At 53.8% G+C, this 18,360-nt stretch carries 18 protein-coding genes; 7 read left to right on the forward strand and 11 right to left on the reverse strand.

Annotated elements, in window-relative coordinates:
* Positions 1 to 17 precede the first annotated feature (17 nt).
* Complete coding sequence (locus tag ACQYWX_RS24355; RefSeq protein ID WP_431686650.1) at positions 18 to 914, reverse strand: LysR substrate-binding domain-containing protein; 897 nt, start codon at positions 912 to 914, stop codon at positions 18 to 20.
* 162 nt (positions 915 to 1,076) lie between these two features.
* Here ACQYWX_RS24355 and ACQYWX_RS24360 point away from each other — a divergent pair, with 162 nt between their 5' ends.
* Together ACQYWX_RS24360 and ACQYWX_RS24365 are read left to right on the forward strand one after the other, a co-directional pair.
* Positions 1,077 to 1,934, forward strand: coding sequence for a PhzF family phenazine biosynthesis protein (locus ACQYWX_RS24360; RefSeq protein ID WP_431686651.1), 858 nt, complete (start codon positions 1,077 to 1,079; stop codon positions 1,932 to 1,934).
* Positions 1,935 to 1,937: 3 nt separating this feature from the next.
* Entirely contained in the window at positions 1,938 to 2,570 is a 633-nt protein-coding gene (locus ACQYWX_RS24365) for a LysE family translocator (RefSeq protein WP_431686652.1), read from the forward strand.
* 10 nt (positions 2,571 to 2,580) lie between these two features.
* On the opposite strand, the gene ACQYWX_RS24370 is transcribed toward ACQYWX_RS24365, so the two are convergent.
* Together ACQYWX_RS24370 and ACQYWX_RS24375 are read right to left on the reverse strand one after the other, a co-directional pair.
* A complete protein-coding gene (locus tag ACQYWX_RS24370; protein WP_431686653.1) occupies positions 2,581 to 2,928 on the reverse strand; it encodes an antibiotic biosynthesis monooxygenase family protein in 348 nt (115 codons plus the stop codon).
* Complete coding sequence (locus tag ACQYWX_RS24375) at positions 2,928 to 3,368, reverse strand: NIPSNAP family protein (protein WP_431686654.1); 441 nt, start codon at positions 3,366 to 3,368, stop codon at positions 2,928 to 2,930. The genes ACQYWX_RS24370 and ACQYWX_RS24375 overlap by 1 nt, the downstream gene beginning before the upstream one ends.
* Here ACQYWX_RS24375 and ACQYWX_RS24380 point away from each other — a divergent pair.
* Positions 3,367 to 4,116, forward strand: coding sequence for an ArsR/SmtB family transcription factor (locus ACQYWX_RS24380; RefSeq protein WP_431686655.1), 750 nt, complete (start codon positions 3,367 to 3,369; stop codon positions 4,114 to 4,116). The two genes, ACQYWX_RS24375 and ACQYWX_RS24380, sit on opposite strands and share 2 nt — an antisense overlap.
* 74 nt (positions 4,117 to 4,190) lie before the next feature.
* A complete protein-coding gene (locus ACQYWX_RS24385; protein WP_431686656.1) occupies positions 4,191 to 4,409 on the forward strand; it encodes a hypothetical protein in 219 nt (72 codons plus the stop codon).
* A gap of 122 nt (positions 4,410 to 4,531) precedes the next feature.
* Here ACQYWX_RS24385 and ACQYWX_RS24390 read toward each other — a convergent pair whose 3' ends face one another.
* The 3 genes from ACQYWX_RS24390 to ACQYWX_RS24400 form a co-directional block, all read right to left on the reverse strand.
* Positions 4,532 to 5,593, reverse strand: a complete 1,062-nt coding sequence (locus ACQYWX_RS24390) for a matrixin family metalloprotease (protein WP_431686657.1) — start codon at positions 5,591 to 5,593, stop codon at positions 4,532 to 4,534.
* Positions 5,594 to 5,665: 72 nt separating this feature from the next.
* Complete coding sequence (locus ACQYWX_RS24395; RefSeq protein ID WP_431686658.1) at positions 5,666 to 6,526, reverse strand: hypothetical protein; 861 nt, start codon at positions 6,524 to 6,526, stop codon at positions 5,666 to 5,668.
* Between the two features lie 144 nt (positions 6,527 to 6,670).
* Positions 6,671 to 7,261: a hypothetical protein gene (locus tag ACQYWX_RS24400; RefSeq protein WP_431686659.1), complete on the reverse strand. Its 591-nt coding sequence runs from the start codon at positions 7,259 to 7,261 to the stop codon at positions 6,671 to 6,673.
* Between the two features lie 449 nt (positions 7,262 to 7,710).
* On the opposite strand from ACQYWX_RS24400, the gene ACQYWX_RS24405 reads away from it, so the two are divergent.
* On the forward strand, positions 7,711 to 9,846 hold the full coding sequence (locus ACQYWX_RS24405) for an RCC1 domain-containing protein (RefSeq protein ID WP_431686660.1): 2,136 nt from the start codon (positions 7,711 to 7,713) through the stop codon (positions 9,844 to 9,846).
* Between the two features lie 131 nt (positions 9,847 to 9,977).
* Positions 9,978 to 12,017, forward strand: coding sequence for an AbfB domain-containing protein (locus ACQYWX_RS24410; RefSeq protein ID WP_431686661.1), 2,040 nt, complete (start codon positions 9,978 to 9,980; stop codon positions 12,015 to 12,017).
* A gap of 76 nt (positions 12,018 to 12,093) precedes the next feature.
* Here ACQYWX_RS24410 and ACQYWX_RS24415 read toward each other — a convergent pair whose 3' ends face one another.
* The 3 genes from ACQYWX_RS24415 to ACQYWX_RS24425 form a co-directional block, all read right to left on the reverse strand.
* Positions 12,094 to 13,164 carry an ABC transporter substrate-binding protein gene (locus ACQYWX_RS24415; RefSeq protein WP_431686662.1) on the reverse strand — a complete coding sequence of 357 codons (1,071 nt, stop codon included), beginning with the start codon at positions 13,162 to 13,164 and terminating at the stop codon, positions 12,094 to 12,096.
* Positions 13,165 to 13,355: 191 nt separating this feature from the next.
* Positions 13,356 to 13,961 carry a response regulator transcription factor gene (locus tag ACQYWX_RS24420; protein WP_216737013.1) on the reverse strand — a complete coding sequence of 202 codons (606 nt, stop codon included), beginning with the start codon at positions 13,959 to 13,961 and terminating at the stop codon, positions 13,356 to 13,358.
* A gap of 162 nt (positions 13,962 to 14,123) precedes the next feature.
* A complete protein-coding gene (locus ACQYWX_RS24425) occupies positions 14,124 to 16,547 on the reverse strand; it encodes an ATP-binding protein (RefSeq protein WP_431686663.1) in 2,424 nt (807 codons plus the stop codon).
* A 124-nt stretch (positions 16,548 to 16,671) separates the two neighbouring features.
* Between ACQYWX_RS24425 and ACQYWX_RS24430 the strand changes: the two genes are divergently transcribed.
* On the forward strand, positions 16,672 to 16,821 hold the full coding sequence (locus ACQYWX_RS24430) for a hypothetical protein (protein WP_431686664.1): 150 nt from the start codon (positions 16,672 to 16,674) through the stop codon (positions 16,819 to 16,821).
* On the opposite strand, the gene ACQYWX_RS24435 is transcribed toward ACQYWX_RS24430, so the two are convergent.
* Entirely contained in the window at positions 16,800 to 17,912 is a 1,113-nt protein-coding gene (locus tag ACQYWX_RS24435) for a hypothetical protein (protein ID WP_431686665.1), read from the reverse strand. The two genes, ACQYWX_RS24430 and ACQYWX_RS24435, sit on opposite strands and share 22 nt — an antisense overlap.
* Positions 17,913 to 17,941: 29 nt before the next feature.
* A complete protein-coding gene (locus ACQYWX_RS24440) occupies positions 17,942 to 18,247 on the reverse strand; it encodes an ArsR family transcriptional regulator (protein ID WP_431686666.1) in 306 nt (101 codons plus the stop codon).
* Positions 18,248 to 18,360: the final 113 nt, after the last annotated feature.

Here is an 18,360-nt window from a genome sequence, read left to right on the forward strand (position 1 = left end):
CTGATTCAAATTTTGCGTTATTGCGCCACCAACAACCCCATCAACCACTCCCGAAACTTCTTCACCTTCGGCCAGTCCGCCCGTTCATAGGGGGTGGCGAAGTAGTAGGTGAAGGGGGCCGGGATCGGGTCTGCGTCCAGGGCGATCAGGCTGCCGTTGGCGATGGCGTCTGCGACGATGTAGGTGCGGCCGAGCGCTACGCCCTGGCCTGCCTGGGCGGCTTGCAGCACCAGTTCCGTGCGACTGAAATAGATTATATCTTCGCCGACGTCGATGCCTGTGCGTCGCGACCATTGCGCCCAACTTTTCATACAGTTATCCGAGCCGTCATTGGCCGTGGCCAATAAGGTGGCCTGACGCAACATCTCAGCAGCGCTGATATCAGGATACTGCTGAAGCAGCAAAGGACTGCAAACCGGAAAGATTCGTTCTGTTCCCAGCGCCTGACTGAAAAAGCCGCTTGGCGGCGCGGAGGAAAATCGTAGCATGACGTCCGCATCGCTTGATCCGGCGGGGCGAATGCTCTCTTCCGTATTCAGATACACGCGAATGCCGGGATGCAGTTTGTGAAATTCCGGCAGCCTGGGCAACAGCCAGTACATCCCGAAGGTGGAGAAGGTCTCCACTCGCAGCACACCCTCTTCCCGTTCGCTATGAATCTGGTCCAGGGCGCCTTTGATCTCGCCAAGCGCTTTACGAACGCCCAACAGCAAACGTTCTCCCTGAGGGGTGAAACGCATGCGTCGAGTGGTTCTCTCCAACAGAGGAAAGCCGAGCTGGGCTTCCATACGCTTAATGCTCTGACTGATGGCGCTCTGGCTGACGCCCATGGCGGATGCGGCGGCGGTGAAGCTTTGCTGCTCCGCTATCGCCTCCAGGTAAAGCAGGTCGGCAAGAAGTTGTTTATCCATCATCAAGAGTCTCAGATTCGATCAAAGCGCCACTCATAATTTATAAGCTGTACTAATAAGTATATCGTTCGATACGGCAGACAGTTCGTCTCATAATCCTCTCAAAACCTGTCAATAAAGCGCAAACGTTTTATTGATCATAACGTCTATAGCGGAGGCGAACCTATGAATCAATCAGTCAAATTAATAAGTTCCTTCGTCGATAACGGCATCGGCGGCAACCCTGCCGGAGTGGTGCTTGAAGCAGGCGGGCTGGCTGAAGCGGACATGCAAAGTATCGCCAGCGCCGCCGGTTACCCTGAGACCGCGTTTTTATCGAACTCGGAAATCGCCACAGTGAAGCTGGACTTCTTCACTCCCACCAAACGTATCGCTCACTGCGGACACGCCACGGTCGCCGCCTTTTCCGTGCTCGCGCAGCAGGGTAAGGTCGCTCAGGGCAAACACAGTAAAGAAACCGTCGATGGTTTGCGCAATATCCGGGTGGAAGGCGACAAAGCCTATCTGGAGCAAATTCGTCGCCATGTGACGCCGATTACAGCGGAGCAACAGGAAGCCGCCGCCCACGCCCTGGGACTGCAGGTGGAGCAGTTAAACGCGCTGGCGACGCCCCATGTGGTCAATGTCGGCGTCTCGTTTCTGGTGATCGCCCTGCCGACCATGTCTGATCTGCGCAATCTGACGCCTAATATGGAGAGCATCTCCGCCTTAAGCGAAGCGCTTGGACTTATCGGTTTCTATGTCATCAGCCCGGAGACGGAAGTGAGCGGACGCACTGTCAGCGCCCGTATGTTCGCCCCTTATTTCGGTATCGAGGAAGAGTCCGCCACCGGCATGGGGGCCGGCTGCGCCTCAGTTTATCTTTATGAAGTTCTGGGCCAGAAAAGCGAGCATTACCTCATTGAACAGGGCCGCTTGATGACGCCTCGCTCCCCCAGCCTGATCGAGGCGGAGCTGGAAATCACTGACGGTTTGCCGCACCGCCTGTGGATCGGCGGCGTCGCTAAAATAATGGAGGGCTGAGTCATGTTGGATGCACTGCTCTCCGCCGAACTGGCTCAGGTTTGCATGATTGCGGTGTTTATGGCCATCAGCCCCGGCGCGGACTTCGCCATGATCACTCGCAACAGCCTGTTCTACTCCCGTCGCGCCGGGTTGCTCGCTGCGCTCGGCGTCGCCAGCGCCACCTGGGTGCATACCGCTTACACCCTCGCAGGACTGGTGGTGCTAATGGCGAGTTCAGTCTGGGTGTTTACGGCGGTGAAGTGGGCAGGCGGACTCTATCTGATTTATATCGGCTGGAAGACCTGGAAAAGTCGTCTGGAGATACCTCAGCAAAATGCCCATCCAGACAGCGCAAAATCAGATTGGGCGTATTTCCGGCAGGGCTTCATCACCAACGCCACCAACCCCAAAACCACCCTTTTCTACCTGAGCATCTTCACTCAGGTAGTGAACCCGGACACGTCACTGGCGGTGCAATTGCTTTATGGACTGATCATCAGCCTGGCGCACGGTCTCTGGTTCTCAGCGTTAGCGATCGGTATTACGCACCAGCGTGTGTTAGAAAAATTGCGGGCAGGCGGACGCCATATCGGTCGCGCCCTGGGCGGAGCCCTCATGGCGATGGGCGTGGGCCTGATGGCGTCTCACCGGTAAGCCGCCTCAATCAGTCCGGGTGGACAGCACGGCTGTCCTCCGGCGCCTGCGCCCGGTCCGTCATGCCGTAGTCTCTGACCACCGCAGCCACCCGCAGCCGATAATCAGAGAATACATCCGCCCGGCCGCACTGCTGCGCCATGCGGTGCTCCACCTGATTGCGCCAGACTTTCACCGCCTCTTCATCACGCCAGAAAGACAGGGACAACAGTTTTTCCGGCTGACTCAGGCTTTGAAAACGTTCGATGGATATAAAACCGTCGATGGTCTCCAGCAATGGTTTTAGGTCCGCGGCAAGTCGCAAATACTGGGCTTTTCGATCCGGCTTGGGCTCCAATTCGAAGATAACGGCGAACATCAGCTCACCTTCCCCAGCGCCTGAGCGCTCAACTTCAACAGCGTATCCGGCGCGGCTGTGAGAAACGTGCGACGTTCCTGCAGAATGAATTTATGCGCCTGGGCGAACTGAAAATTCTCCCTTCCGGCAGGATCACTTTTCAGGCGGGTCCGATAGGCTTCATAGGCGGCCAGACTCTCAAAACCAATCAGTCCGTAGGCGACATAGTTGGTTCCTTCGTGGGGAAGGAAATAGCCGATCAGCTCCCCGCCGCACTCTGGGATGATGCGCCCCCAGTTTTGCGCATAGGTTCGGAATGCGTCCAGCTGGAACGGATCGATGTTGTATTCAATAAAGCAGATCAGATTCATGGTCGTTGTCTCTGTTTGGGTTTTCCGGCAGTCTAACTGCACCAGGAAGCCATGCTTCGACGCCCATCGAACTGTCAGTGAACCTCTCATGTCGAACGAACCGCATTTCAGTCCAGACGCGGACAGAAGCCAGACCCCGGACATAAACCAAGCGCCAGACATAACAAAAGTTGCCGCCCTTATCGGCGACGCCGCCCGCGCCAACATGCTCATCGCCTTGCTGGGAGGGAAAGCGCTGACCGCAACGGAACTGGCTGCTGAAGCGGACATCACCGCCGCCACCGCCAGCAGTCACCTGAAAAAGCTGACTGACGCCCATCTGGTGATCGCGCAAAAACAAGGGCGTCATAAATACTTTCAATTACGCAGCCGCGAGATCGCCGAGTTTCTGGAAACGCTGCTGAATGTTTCCGCCGCCGTGGAGCACAGCCGCACGAATACCGGCCCGAAAGATCCAGCGCTGCGACATGCCCGCGTCTGTTACGACCACTTGGCGGGAGAGGTCGGCGTCGGCCTGTTGGACGCCCTCAAAAGCAGCGGCGTATTGATCGAACAAGATCAGCAACTGCTCCTGACCCCAAGCGGCCGTGAACTGTTTAACTCATTGGGCGCGGATGTCGGCAGTCTGGAGAAACTGCGCCGGCCGGTATGTAAAAACTGTCTGGACTGGAGCGAACGCCGACATCACTTGGCGGGCTCACTCGGGCAATGGGTTTTACAGGATATTCTCAACCGGGGCTGGGCGCGGAAAGACCTGGATTCGCGAGTGATCCGATTCACGCCTGAGGGTCTGCAAGCCCTGCGCAAACGCTATGCGTTAACACATCAGTTCGCCTGAATTTCCAGGCTGGCATAAAGCTTGTAGTGCCTTAAGCGATCATCGCTCTCACCTATGACAGATGGAGACACGCTATGAGCAAGCAATCGAAGGATAAACAAGCGAACGTCACAGCAAACAAAGAGAAACAGGAAGAGATCGACGCCGTCGATGAAACATCCGATCAGTCCTTTCCCGCCAGTGATCCGCCCTCTTTCACGCCAGTGGATCACTCCGGCCCGCCTCAGCATGAAGAAGACGGTAAAGAGAAGTCCAGGAAGAAAAAGTCCACGGCGAATAGCGCCGAGTCCTGATGTTTCCCCCTAAGACTGATTTGTAATTCTTACATGCATGATCATGAAAGGTAGAAAAGTTACTGGAGACGGACCTCGCAAGGTCCGTCCCAGGAGCCAGGGATACGACGTATTTTTCATAGTTAGTAGATCGTGATGCTTCTGGGCATTTCCATGTAGTTATTGCTTTCAACCGATTCTGATATCGCATTGTTGGGGTCCACTATGAACCCGAGCCAATAGGTTCCCGGCGCCACGGTTGTGGGGATATACAACGTGCGGCTGAATGTGCCGGTAAAGCCTTGAGAACCCCAGGCGCCATAGTTGGAGCCTAGATAGGTGTCTCCTGTGCTGATGTAATTATTGGTGGACAGATAGAAGCTGATATCAAAAGTCTTGGTCGCCGTGCTTTGGTTGCTGAACGTGAACTGGATAGTGACGTTCGAGCCGCGATAGGCGTATGTCGGACTGGACACCAGCCCCGATGTGCCTGTACCCGTGTGTTTAAACACGGAGCCGGCGATATCGGTTTCTGTGGTGCTGTCGGGGTAGATCACCCGTGAGCCAAGGCGGTCATCCGCCAAGGGGTCCCATTCCTTGTAGTGGCCAAGTGGGCCGCTATTCGGGTAATAGGAATTCATGGTGGCCATCCAGCGGTCTTCATGCAGTAACCCTAGAGCATGCCCAAGTTCGTGCAGAGCGACGCTTTCAAAGCTGTAGGGCGATCCCAGATTGGCGTAATTCAGGTCTCCCAGGTTCCAACCGATATTGTTATTAAAACCGATATCGGTCTCATCGATGCCATACTGATAGCCGAACAGCCAGTAACAGTGGTAACGGGTCAGCGTCACCGCCAGGGTGCTGCCTCCCAGACTGTTATCCAGATAGACTTCATTACGCCCGTTATTATCGTTATGACTGCCATCGGTATCGCGATTGACGTAGTACAGAAAGCGTGAGCCTTTAACGTTATTCCAATGCCACATAGCGTTCTGCAACCGCGAATCCCAGGTGCTGCCGGCTGGGAATGAGGTGGTGCTGATATACATCGTGGTTTGGTTGCCGTTCCACTTGATCGCATTACCGTCGCAAGTGCGGTAGGTATAGGCTCCGGCGAACGGCGCCGCTAGGCAGAGAGTCGCCAGCAAAACCAGCCGGACGTCGCTCAGCCCCGATAGAAGTTTGTGAATAGCTTGACGATACATAGAAAGTCCTCCTTCTAAACGTACCTGTCTTCGAATAGCCGCTCGTGACTGGTTTGCGCGTAATGCGCATGATCAGTCCCGATCCATGGACGACCTTGCCCCTTGATGGGTTCTGCGGGGCAATGCGGAAGCGGCGGACTCGTCGCCCATGCTGTTGGCGGAGGCGGCGGAACCGGCATCACGGGCCTGACGTTCAAGCGCCTGCCCCACTTTCACGGAACGCAATTCCTGAGCAAACGCGCGAGATTGCGCCTGGCTCCGCACCATGCCAAGAAAACGTTCGGCGCTCATCGGCGCACCTTTGACCTCCTCCGGCGCCAGCATCGCTGCGCCGCTGTCAGAACGGCCGGCGCTGGCTTTGCCTTGTGCGCTGCTGGCGTTGGCCAGATGCTCCGAATTGGCGATTTGCGCGCGCTGGGCATGACGGTTCGCCTTCAGAATTTCGCCTTTCTTGCCGACGCCATAGACTTCATTGCCAACCTCGTCAGTAACGATGGCGGCGCCGCGATCATCATTCTGCAAACGGAATACGCCCTGCCCCCAGCCAACCAGAGGCACCATACGCTGACCGTTGCCTTCAACAAACAAGACGACCCTTTCGCCAGCGCTGAACTCAGGACTGCCTTCAACATGCAGACCGTTGCGGCCGTCATAACCGCCGCTCATCATCAGCGTAAGTTCATTGTCGTGATAGACCCCTGCCAGGGTCTCAACGTCCGCCAGGCGGACATAGGTGTACAACTGCCGGTCCTCAGCCCGTTGCGATACCACTTCCTTCACCGTTCCAACCACTACGCCCTGCGCCTCAGCAACCAACGAATTAAAGTCTTTGTAGATTAACGTCGTCGCCTGCGCGCCGGCGGCGAACATCAACGCCGCCAGCCATGGAAGGAGCAACAGACCCGCACCTGAATTTAGGAGTAATTTCTTCATTTCCAATCTCCTTTTTAAGAAATGAGGTGGGAGTTACTAGCAGAGGGCATGGGGCCCTCACAGGTGATAATAGCTCTCGTATAAATCGTGAAAAGTGCAAAAATTTTGGCGCCCCTGACTTTCTCCGACAGACGCAAAGGCGATTTATCCAAGCTTTTTAAGATGGTATTGCACCAGCTGGCGGGAGATGCCCAAGACTCGCCCAAGCCCTTTCTTGGAGCCCGTGACGGCGGTCGCCATTCTGAAGATCAGCGCTTCAATTTCCGCAGTCAGTTTCTTCAAATCCAGCTCGTTATAGTCGCTGTAAAGAAGCGGACTGACGATGCGATTGATGCTGGAAGCCAAAGACGTCGACGCGGTTACCGTCTGCAGCACCGCCTGTTCGAATGTGCCTGGATCAAAGGGTTTGTCGATGACGTAGGAAAAGCCGCAGCGCATCGCCTGCACTGTGTCGGCGCGGGAAGCGTCCGGGGCGATGCCAAGAATAAAAGGCGCAGCGGGAATCAGTTCCGCTTCGCTAAGCAGAGGGACGATGTTACCGCCTTCCAGAACGAAGTCGATCACCGCCAGTACCGGGCGCCACTCCAGTATTTCCCGGCGGGTTTGCTCTACCGATGCGGAGGTGTGTATGTCCGCATGAGGCGCCATTTGCGCCAGAGTATGCCGTAGCCTGGCGCGTAAAGTCGGACTCTCCTCGGCCAACAATATTCGATTGATTCGCACACTCAGCGTCATCCCGACCGCTCCTGCCAAAAGCAATGGACTCAGCGGGAAAAGAAGCGATTCAACCTGTCCCTGTTAACGCCGGGCCTCCCTATCGCATCCGGAGAGCGCCGCAAAACTATATCTCAAACACACAACGGTATATCAGCGGAGCAGCCTCCCCGTTTCGCATAAAATTCGAAATCGCTCACAGGCTTCCCCAGAATCAAAGTCTACGACTGCGCCCGCAGAATAGGCATCCCGCGTTATGGGTAAACGATGGTTTAGTCTCGCCGCAACAATAAGCCGGTCACACCTCACAACCTCTATGCATCCTACAACTGTAGGATTATCAGATTGGCTGATGTCGATGAGAATACGTCCTCCTTCGTCTTCATACAGGCATTAGCAATGGGTGAAGCTTACGAAGGGGATAGGACATCCAACAGGAAATTATTCAATATGGAAATAGGGTATGGATCATGAATAATAATACTCTCATCAAGGCGCTAGCCCTCTCACTTCCGACGCTTATCAGCCCCGATGCATTGGCCTTGGCCAACTGCGCCAGTGACTTTCAGTTTTCAAAAGATCACAACCTTCCAGATAATGTGGTCTCTCTCCAGATCAGCGCCTCAGACTTTAGTTCTCTGGCTTCCAAGGACTTGAGGGGGGCCGTGCTTGCGAATATCAACAATAAAGTATACGAGTGCTTTCAAGACGACTTTCACTTTGTAAACGTAATTAGAAACTTGGACCGAAATGTAAGCGACGGAGCCAATCAAACTAACTACCATCGACTTGGAAATTCGAATACCCAACTCACCACTATCTTTTATCCTAATCGCAGCAACATCGCTTATGGCGCCAGTCTGCATGAAATAGGTCATACCTGGTCCAATCGCATTGTTGAAGCCAACGATCTCCAAGGCAAGTCCGTGGGTGGACATTGGGGGCTCTCAGACGCTAACGGCGCAGTTGGCGGCTTCGATCCAGACAAACTCACATTCTCATCAGGCGTCTATCGCTATGCCGGCTCCAGCATAAACACCCAGTGGGGAACGAACGCAATCCCGTACTCAGACCTTGAGTTGTACATGATGGGCATAATGGATAAAGCATCCGTTTCCCCCCTTAATGTCTACAGAAATCCACGCAATGTATCTCTTGGCTCCGACGCCATTACTTTCAATGCCGACAGGCACGTTTACTCTGTCGAGGATATAGAGGAACTGGCGTTCAGCAACGTCAACGGATTTACAGGATCAAGCGCCAACAAATCCTTCAGGTCCATTCATATTGTCGCCACGGTCAGTCCACTAACCCAGTCAGAGTGGGAAGAGGTCAGCACTCAGGTGAGCTGGTTCAGTCACCCCGGAGATGACAGTATATTCGCTGATCAACTAGGCGATAGCGCAGTTGAAAGACTCAATAACTTTTGGGAAGCCACCAAAGGAAAAGGGAAATTAAATGCGGAAGGTTTATCAGACTTTCTGCTCGGCGCAGGTAAAACCAACCCACCCCGCGCCTCTCGCAAACCTGTCAATATATGTTGGACAGGCAGCACAGATGAATATGACGCTTACATCAATGAATCCGTCAACGAATTAAATCAAAACTATAATCAAAAGTATGGCTTCAGACTGAGCTGCGGTCTTGATAACGATTCATTCGGGATGCTGAATATCAATGCTGGCGCTTCATTTCAGGTGTCCCAGGCAACGATAGATAAGGTCAGCATCAACACAGATACAACTGATTCTGCCTGCACCCAAAAATGCTACAAAAATCAGGTTAAAGAACTCATTTTTAAAGGCCTTGCAGTGATAGGGTCACTTAAAAGTGAATCGCCTGAGAAAGTAACCACCAAGCATTACCACAACTGTCAGTTAAAGGACGACGCTTCTGTTTCCTGCTGGGGAAGTAACTCATTCGGCGGAGCGGACGCGCCTTTAGAGAGCTTCAAACAGGTTACTGTCGGCAACTTCCACTCTTGCGGGATCAAATTAAACAACGAAGTGCAATGCTGGGGTTACAACGGTAACGGTCAAACACAGCCTATTCAGGGCGTCTACAAAAATATTGTCGGCGGCGACTATGCAACGTGCGGCATTAATAACGATAACGAGACAGTTTGCTGGGGAAGACTCAGTTACCTGCCGCCGCAGAAAACAAAGGTGAAGCAGCTTAAACTAGGCTCTTATCATAGTTGCGCCATTATGTTGGATGACTCTATTCAATGCTGGGGCAGCAACTTCAGCGGTTCCGCAACGCCTCCTGCCGGTAAATTTTCCAAACTCAGCACGAATTACTCTCAGAACTGCGCAGTAAGCTTTGATGGAAATGTCACATGCTGGGGACAGAACAACTATGGTCAGACTAACTTCCCTGCCGGAAACTTCGTAGACGTATCTATGGGCTGGGGCCACGCATGCGCTCTTCGCGCCGATGGCGCAATTAATTGCTGGGGCTTAAATGAAGACGGCCAGGCGACGCCGCCAAATCAAAGTTTCACCGAAGTTCATGCCGGCATGAGACACACTTGCGGCGTTACGTCTGAAAATACGGTCCAATGCTGGGGCAGAAATGCTGATGGCGAGACTAACGTTCCACTTTAACGCATAAACACCATCCCACTAAAACAGAAGATCAGTTGCAGGTGCGACTGATCTTCCCAAAACAATCCACTATGGAGAACAAGAAGTTGCAACTAATACGGAACATTAGCCTGCTTATTGCCGGCGCTACCATGGCTTCAGGATCAATGGCGGCGGAGTTAGGCGATGAAGTGAAGCTGGTGGATATCACCAACCAGAGCGTTTTCAGGCACAGTGGTTATTGGCTGTGGCAAAATCCCTTGCCGGTTGGCGCCAGTGAGCTGGATATTCAGGACGCCACGTTTGTCTTGAGAGCAGGCTTGGCGGAGAGTAACTGCTACTCTTTTGAATCAAAAAACTATCCAAATCACTTCATCCGTCACACCGGCTCAAGATTACGCATCTCCCAGAGCGATAATTCACAACCATTCAAAGAAGACGCCACATTTTGCTTTGGCTCCGACCAAACTCTCAACGCATTTAATTATCCCAACAGCAAGCTGACGGTGAACAGCAAAAACGAAGCGTGGATCTCCGGCGATTACAGCCACAGCACCTTGTTGCGACTGCGGGAGAACAGAGAATCGCAAGCCTGCTGGAACGGCGTGACCGGTCAGTTCAACAATGTATCGGGCAATAACGCCCTTAACCTGGCCTGCCAGGCCCAGTTTGGCGCAGGCTCCGCAATGAAGGCCGCCGGCGCCGCCAGCTACGTCTGCGTCACGCCTGGAGGCGCAACTCAGTCGATCAATTACAAGCCTTGCTCTTCCTCCTTGTCCGACATGCTCCTGAAAGCGGGATGGCGCTCCTACAAGTATCTGGATGACATGTCCGAAGGCGACAAGCGCAATACCCTGATCGTGGAGCTGTACAATCGCAGCGCCGACGATATCGTCAGTCTGCAACAGCGCAGCGACGAGGACCTTGTCGCACGCGGAGAAACATATTTGTCCCTGCTAAACAGAGTGGGCTACGGTGAGAAAACAAGAATCGAACAGCTCACCACGGATCAGCAGTATCAGGAACTAAACGGCGACAAGGCCGACTATCTTGCGCAACACTTGCCGGTGGCGAGAGTATCGCAACTTCCCCTGGCGCAACGTCAGGCGCTGATTCGCGATAACCTGCCCATCTGGATATTGCACGGTTCCGAGGATTACTATCCGAAGGCCTTCCAGCAATATTTATCCGCAGATGTGAAGTTCGGCCGCGCCGACGGCGTTTACTACAACCTGCGCGCGTGGGTGGACAAGCGCCATCACGATAAAAACGGCTCCCAAAACTCCGTCAGACCTAGCGAAAACAGAATCAACTCCAATATATTCGTGGATAGAATGGGAGACCGGAGCGACGTCAATGTCTCCGCCATGGCGCCTCAGGCTGCGCCCACCTACACCACTTATCTCGAAACCCAAAGCGGAGAAGTCTGGATCCGGTATTTCCTGTTCGCAGGCTACAATGACACGTCCGCCACCAATCCAGGCAGCGCAATCAAAGGCAATCATTTTGCAGACTGGGTGCACGTTTCTGTCAAATTGACCAATCAGGGCGGGCAATACCTTCCGGCTGAGTACTACTTCTCTGCACACGCAGGCGGCGAGCATTTCGCGGCGAATGACGGCAGGCTGACCTTTTACGAAGCCAACCTGAACGCCAGTGCGCCCTCATTGAAAGAAGTGGGCTTTGACGCAGCGACTCAGAGCGGAAAGCATCACGTCGGCGTCTACCTCGCACTGGGAACCCATGAGGCTTACGCGCAGGCGGGCAACCATAGCTTCCTGGACGGAGCCAGCACTTTCTGGGATATCACGCAGTTCGGCTCCCTGATTATTCCATTCGCCGATGCGCTGCCCAATAACTCCAGGTACTCCTATCACCCTTACCCGACCTGGGATATGAGCAGCCCGATGAATAATCCTTATTTCCAGTCTCACACTGCGACGCCAGAACAGGCACAAGTGCATTGGCTGCAAAAGGTCCCTGAAGTCATCTTCGGGTCAAGCGACCCCAACCATCAGGACAGCTTTATGCAGATATTCACGACGAAGTACAAAGCGAATGAAAGCGAGAGCAACCGCAGGGCCATCCAAAACTGCGGACAGGATGACGGGCTGTTTGAAAATAACGAAAACTTCACGGCTAAAAACCCGATCGCGAAGATTTTTGAATGGGGCGGAAATTTCAATAACTAAGACGTTTTCATAACTCCTTGTTCGCCATTAGCTCTTTGAGCCAGCCTTGCAGCGGAGCTAATGGCGCTTTTTTGGACTACCTTTTCTTCTCCTGTGACGCGACTTCCTGCGTCCAGCGATCCAGCAGGCGCTGCCGGTTTATCCCCGCCCACTCGAAATTCAATGGCAGCAGTTTTACGTCCTGCAATTTAATCTGCTGACTTTGCTCGCTATACAACTTGCCATAGGTGGGTATGCGATCACTGCCTGCGTTTTTTATTAACGACTGTCCCTCCCAGGAAAGCGCAAAGTCGATAAACGCCTGCGCTTTCTGTAAATCCTGGCCGTCGTGTTTGATGATGCTCAGTCCGCCGATTTCATATCCCACGCCTTCAGGAGGAACGATAAACGCCACATCGCCGCCCTCAATGGAATTCACGACCTCATGGTAAAAGGTGATGACAATGCCGATCTGCCCTGTCGAAACGCGATAGGTCTGTCCTTTGCCGTAATACTCCACGTTCTGATGCAGCGCTTTGAAATAATCGAAGGCGGCGTCTTCTCCCATCAGGGCGATCATGCTGATCAGGGTGGTAAAGGCCGTACCCGAAACCAGAGGGCTTTTCATCCCGATCATGTCGCGATATACAGGATCTGCAAGGTCCTTCCATGTCTTAGGAATCGGCGCGTTCCTCTCCAGCAGGAACGGTTTGCTCACGACTATTCCCAGAATGCCGCCATACAATCCATTCACCGTTCCCTCCATAAAGGGGCCACCCAACAACGGCTCCAGTCTGGTCGTTTCCGGCGAAACATAAGGGACCAAATATCCTTCCGCGCCAGCCTGAATATGCGACCCCAGACTGCCGCCGAACCAGATATCGCCACTACCGGAATGCTGCTCGTATTGCAGTCTGGCCATCGCCGCGCCGCTGCCGCGCATCTCAATGATTTCCACTGGTATTCCCGTTTTTCGGGTGAACGCATAACTCACCACGTTCGGGTATTCGGAAAGCACGCTATATAAAATCAGAGGCTTAGTCGCTGGATCAGTTTGACTTGCAGCGTTAGCAGGAAGGTCGGCGCCTTTTGCGAACGACAGCGGCGCGAATAAAACAGTGAGGGAAAGCAGCCGCCGGAAATGGCGACATCGGTTGGCGAAATCCATTGCATGACCACGTGTATCGACCGTCGAAACTCAACGCTTCCAGTGAGGTTCCGGAAACAACATCCGCCGCTTTCTGCAATACGAATCAGACAGTAAAGTGCTGACGCAACAGAAAGAAATACGGGTAAGGAAGGGTAAGGCGCCGGGAAACAGGTTGTCAAAAAAGGAGGAGTTAAAAGACCAAGCGGTTCTCAGTCGATAATGATGCCGCGCTTTTTCGCCGCCATCACCGCCTGCGTTCGATTCTCCACGCCAAGGTGATCGATAATGTCGGACACATACTGCCGAACGGTGATATCGGAAATGCCGAGGTTCCTGGCGATTTCTTTATTCGATAATCCCTGAGTCAGGTACTCCAGGGTTTCAAGATGACGAGGCGAAAACGACGGCAGTTGATCATGACATTGCGTCACTGTCACCAGTTCACCGCGCAGTATCGCCAATAAGCCTTCCTGCATTTCATGCTTTTTGGCGGATTTGGCGATAAATCCATTCACGCCCAACGCCATGACGTTCTGCACGTTAGGCCCCATTTCCAAGGCAGACACAACCACTATCGGCAGCAACGGATAAGCGCCGCGCAACTGCTTCACGCCATCCAGGCGTTGCGTGCCGGGCAGCTGAATATCCAGAATCAGCAGGGACAGGTCCGGGTGCAATATGAGCTGCTCGCTCGCCGTATAAAAGTCAGACGCCTCCACGATCTTGGCGTCCGGAAAAATTTCCATAACCAAATGCCGCAGGCCGTCTCGATACAAGTCATGATCTTCGGCGATGAGTATTTTTGAAGCCATCATCAGGAATGTTCTCAATAGTCCCTTAACATGTAGTCGCCTGGCGCACACTCCCCGCCAGGCACACTGCGCGCAGCCTAGTCTAAACCCCTCCTGATTCATATCCTGCAAATGTAGGATATCCTACCTGCGTTTCTTACTAATCCAGCCAACCCGCGACAGTGCTTATACGGTTTCTGATTGCCGCTGGTTTTGCGCATGCATCAACAAGGAGCGCAACTGGGCTGGAGCGACAGGTTTGTAAAGCATGAGCAACCCCATCTTCGCCGCTTCCTGCATGCGCGCCACAGAAGTGTCTCCTGTAATCAATGCGGGCGTAAACGGCGTTTGCAGCCGCTGCGACATCAGTTCAATCGCGGCCACGCCGTTCTCGCCATTCGCCAGCTCCACATCCGCAAGCAGCAGACTCGGCGCGCTGGAGAGCGTATCCAGCTTATCGTCCAATTCCGCCAGGCTCCGCGCCAGCACAACGTCACAGCCCCACCCTGTCAGCAACGCTTCCATCGCCTGCAATATCTCCTGATCATCATCCAGTACAATGATCAATTGGCGCGCCGGGACGCCCGCCAGCTCCGTTTGCGCGTCAGTGTACGTCATTTCCGGTTTAGCGACCCGCGGCGTTTCGAGGGTGAAGATGGAGCCTTTGCCGGACTCCGATTGCAGACTCAACGGGAGCTCCAGTAATTTCGCAGTTTTCTCCACGATGGATAAACCCAGCCCTAACCCATCGCTGCGCTTATCCAGTTGCACAAACGCTTTGAAAACCTCCTGCTGCTGCTCTCGCGTCATCCCCACGCCGTTGTCGCAGACCTGAATAAACAGTTTGTCGCCCCGGCGTCGACACCCCATCAGCACCTTGCCGCCCTCGGCATATCGCAAGGCGTTGGTCAGGAGGTTGCGCAGCATGCGCTCCAGCAACAGTGAATCCGTATGAATATAGGCGCCGCAATGGGCGACGCGCAGCCGGACGCCCTGGGCTTTCGCCTGAGCGCGATACTCGCCCTCCAGTGTGCTGAGCAGGGAGTCTACGCAAAACGTCTCTTTATTCACCGTCACCGCGCAGGCCTCCAGCCGCGCCATGTCCATCAGGGCGTTAAACAGCTTGGTCAAAGAATCATGGGAGGATTTGAGTCGACGCATATGCTTGGCGCCGGTGGCGTCCTCCACATAAGGCTCCAGCGCAGAAATAAACAGTCCCATGGCGTGCAGGGGCTGACGCAGATCATGACTGGCAGCCGCCAGAAAGCGGGACTTCGCCTGATTGGACGCTTCCTCCGACAGCATAGCCTCCCGCATGGCGTAAAAATAACGCTCGATGCGGCGGATATCATCCTGCTGCTCGTCGCTCTTCGCTCCCGCGCCCTGTTGCTCCAACAACTCGTCCCCCAACAGCGTCAGCTGCTTTATCGGGCGGGTAATCACCCCGGAGTAGTGCCAGGCGACGACGCCAATGATAAAGATCACGCCGATGACGATAGCCAGCCCAACGCCCAAGGTGGCGTACATCTCATTAAAGATGGGCTGGCTGGGTATCTCCGTCACCAGCGCCCAGGCTTCGCCATAGACGTCCACCGGCGTGGAAACTGCGAGCACCTGGGCGCCATCATAGGACGAATACGCCTGTCGCACGCTCAGTCCGGCTAAGGCAGAGGCAACCGCCGGGTTATCAATGTCGGCGGGGCGCTCGTTTATTCGCGTCAAGGCGGAATGCAGTCGATGATCCGGCGCAACCAGATACGTCTCGCTGAGACCGGCCAGATGCGCAAACCCGCCCAGCAGTCGACAAACGCTTTCATTGCTGTATTGCAAAACCACCACCCCCACCAGTTCGCCGAATTCAAACAAAGGTTTGGCGACATAATTCACAAAGTGGTCTCGGCCAGGATAGGGATAAAATCCGGTGAACACGCTATCCGTGGCGAGGGTTTCAGTGTGAGCGGTTACTTTCTTGAATATGCTCGTCAAACCGGCCTCAGCACCGGTTGAGTATCTCCCTGATTTAAGGTCTTCACCGAAATAGACGCCTTTCTTTACCGAGTAGACCACCCGGCCGCGTCGCTCAATCAGGTACATATCGTCAATGGCGAAGCGTTCGCTGAACGCACGCAGTCGGGTATGAAAGTCGGCGTGGATATTATCGTAATAGGCGCGTCGAACAAGACCGCCTGCTGACGTCGATAACGATGGCGCCCTGGAAGGCCCCTCCCCCGCCGCGCTCTCAGCGAACATGGACTTCAGGATCGCCGTGCGTTCACTGTCGTCAGAGGTCAGATGCATGACGCCAATGCTGAATTCTTTCAGGTAATGCAGAGCGGGCGTGTTATTTTCAGACATTCCATGACTGGGGGCCTCCCCCACAAACACCTGCGCAGTCGCTACCCGTTCTTTGAACAGCTCCGCCACCTGATTGCGCTTTACATCCTGCACGGAAGCCAGATGCTCGTATCCCTGCGCCGTCATATTTTCTGAAAAGGTAAACGCGAGGATCGCCGCAAATAACAACAACGGCAGCACGCTCAGACTGAGGCAGACCAGGATAAGCTTGCTGCGAACGCTCAAGTTCCGCTGGGCAATCAAAGGAAGCGCCATCTCAACCCTACAGCGCCTTGCGCTCCGGACTGGCGCGCAGGATCAGAACGAAGGAAAAGGGGAAACATTTCTGTACAGGTGAAATAAAAAGCGTCTTTCAACATCGTCAAACCAGTCCATTTTAATGGTGCGCGCGATTCCTGCGCTGTTCGGCGTAGCCTGGATCGACAGTCAGGCCAAAGCGCCTATCGAATTGATCTTAATCGTTTTTTCTCACTTCCGGCAACATACCGACGCCAATGGTGTGAACGGTTACGACAAGTACGCTTTGTAGTTTTGCAGATAGAACGTTGTCATGCAGGAGTCCGATAGAGGAAAGCGCGTTGCATTCAGCGCGTGTAGGACATCCGCTATGAGAGAAGGCGCGATGGACATGGTGTCGCCAGTACTGCGGTAGGGTTCTGCGCAAACGAGGGCGAGCAACTCCAGCAGACGCTTTTCCGTTGCCTGGCAAGGCGCAGGATTAACGAAAAAGAGACCACAGATAGCAGACAGAAACGCGCCCTCTTTTTCAAACAAATTGATGAAGTAAGGTTCGTCTTGATTCTTGCTCTTAGCTTTCGCCTCGATGAGAAGATCGTTGATCCGGCCGATCAATGCGTCATCTATCTGCGGTCTGGCGTCCGCCAGCGCGCTTTCATATTTGCCAATCAGGTCGGCATGCAGAATCGGTCGGTCTGAACCGGTATACAGGTAGTGGTCAGCGACCTTTTGCAGCAATGCGTCAAAGTCGGACAGGTCCTGCTCATCCACGGTGATAACTTGAGAAGGTTCGAACACTTTATCGAACAGGTCGTCAGCGATGGTTTGTTTGGCCAGAGCCACACTCTCCGCTTCATCCAGGTCCCAACTCGCCGCGACAAACGCCACAAAGTCATCGACTGTGTTCATCGTGCGCAACTCCGCGCTGACGTCTTTCAGAGCTTCAACGTGCGCCTCCAGGTAGAGATCAGGGAGGAGCGAGAGAAGACGCCCGGCGATTTCCCGCTCATCCATTCCTGCATCCGCGTCTTCCGACGCATCAAAATAGTCACGACAGATTTCATTAAACAATACGCTGAATTCTTCCAGCTCATCATTGCCTTCCGCCCGAATGGGAAAGTCATCCACATTGAATTTGCGTCCGCTAAAACCCAGTAAATCTGCGGCGGAGTGACTCTCACTGCCGGTAAAGGCCTGATAGCCAGCCAGATTATTTACGCCAACCACACAGTAATAGTGATGTATGCGCACATCGATAATGAACGCGTAGATATCTTCGTTATAAGGCGACGGTTTGATCTTCGCGATCAAGTCCAGCAAATACCGGCGCAGGGCCTGCCGATAGTTTTGTATTGTTTCGCGCAACGCCTGTTCGCTTTGCATGAGTCGCCTCCAAACGTTTTATCTATGCCCTATCGGGACTTTGCGGAGAATACCGGTTCGTCAATAAAAGTGCCTTTGCACTTGGGACATTTACCCGGCTTTTTGACTCGGGAGCGGTCTTCAAATACATAGTCGCACTTGCCGCAGCGAGCAGGTTCAATGTTCAGATAACCGGTCTTCTGCAAATGCTCCAGATGACCATAAATTTCTTTTTCGGATTTTCCTATCAGCTTTGATAAAGAGCCGACAGTAAAAGCGCCGTCCTGCAACACGGACATCAGTTCCCGCCTGACCGTTTCATTGCGTTCTTGTGGAATGGGGGTCTTTGATTTCATGGGTTCCATGCATTCAATTGGCAATCGCCACTGCGCCTGTCATGAAGCGCAATAAGTTCGTCATTACTTACACAGACGCAGGGCTTCATCGTGCTCAAGTGGGCAATAATGAA

Source organism: Hahella sp. NBU794 (assembly GCF_050749805.1).
Taxonomy (GTDB): Bacteria; Pseudomonadota; Gammaproteobacteria; order Pseudomonadales; family Oleiphilaceae; genus Hahella.